1 protein-coding gene is annotated in these 1,264 nt (G+C 33.6%); it reads right to left on the reverse strand.

All coding sequences use genetic code 11. The features are described 5' to 3' along the window. Positions 1-287: 287 nt before the first annotated feature. Positions 288-695 (reverse strand): hypothetical protein, encoded by a 408-nt coding sequence (locus KBJ98_RS15200; protein WP_210791945.1) that lies wholly within the window; start codon positions 693-695, stop codon positions 288-290. Between the last annotated feature and the right edge of the window lie 569 nt (positions 696-1,264).

A 1,264-nucleotide genomic window follows, 5' to 3' on the forward strand; every position in this document is an offset into this window, starting at 1 on the left:
AGATTCTGCTTTTCAGATTCTGCTTTTCAGATTCTGCTTTTCAGATTCTGCTTTTCAGATTCTGTTTTTCAAGTTTCTACTTTCAAAAACTCTAGCGGAAGATTAATTTATTTCTAATTCTTAACGTCTGCGTAAATTCGCAACTGCCCTATAACGTTCCGCGGCTTGCTGAAGTGGCGACTTCGGAACTACTTATTTTCTTTCAAATATAATATTTCTTGCGAGAAATAAACATGAATTTACTACAAAATTAGCCATTTTAGCAAACCGCTGTTATGAGCAGGCTTTTATTTCTCCGTTTCTTTTAAAATGTCTTTAATTTCTTCGCTTAGTTCATTCAATACAATTTCTTTATTCAATTCTGGCGCGTAATCTGAGTTTATTCGGCAAAATACTCTTCCGCAATCTTGGTAAAACTCAAAACTCAACTTTTCCAATTTCGGCGTCATCTTATAAAGTACAATTTCACTATAATACAATTCACTTAAATAATTTATCGTTAAACTATAAATTCCAGCTTCTTTAGGAAAAACATTTGCTATTATTTTGTTATTCTCAAATAATGGAAATAAAGTAACATTCCAAGTTCCTTGAGAAAATTTTATTGACATTTTTTTACTTTCGATTTTCTCGTCAAAAATGACTTTTACATTTTCTCCTTCGAATTCGGTTTTCTTTTGTGCAAAAATTGTCATTTAGATTAAAATTAAGAATAGAGTAGTTGTATTTTTCATTATTTTTCTTGAGTTTCGGACAGCTTGCTCATAACGTTCCGGCGCCTCATGCCGTTGCGAACTTCGGACCCGATTATTTTCCACCAAATATAAATAAACTTGCGAAACGAAAGCGTCAATTTAGGAGGAAATTCGCAATGGCTTGAGACGGCTGTTATAGGGCGGTTGAATATTTTAAAGTTTCTATTTTTTGGATTTTGCCTTTCAAGTTTCGCTTTTCGATTTCCACTATCAAGTTTCCACTATCAAGTTTCCACTTTCAAGTTTCATTTTTCAGATTCTGCTTTTCAAGTTTTGCTTTTCGGTTCCCACTTTCAAGTTTCTGCTTTTCAAGTTTTGCTTTTCGGTTTCCACTTTCAAGTTTCTGCTTTTCAGATTCTGCTTTTCAGATTCTGCTTTTCGAGTTTCGCTTTCGAGTTCCGCTTTCGAGTTTCGCTTTCAAGTTTCTACTTTCAAAAACTCTAGCGGAAGATTAATTTATTTCTAATTCTTAATGTCTGCGTAAATTCGCAACTGCCCTATAACGTCCC

The organism is Flavobacterium erciyesense, from assembly GCF_018069925.1.
Taxonomy (GTDB): Bacteria; Bacteroidota; Bacteroidia; order Flavobacteriales; family Flavobacteriaceae; genus Flavobacterium; species Flavobacterium erciyesense.

Excerpts from the sequence above, each read along its gene's own strand:
- KBJ98_RS15200 (WP_210791945.1), bottom strand. The coding sequence starts at position 695 with ATGACAATTTTTGCACAAAAGAAAACCGAATTCGAAGGAGAAAATGTA.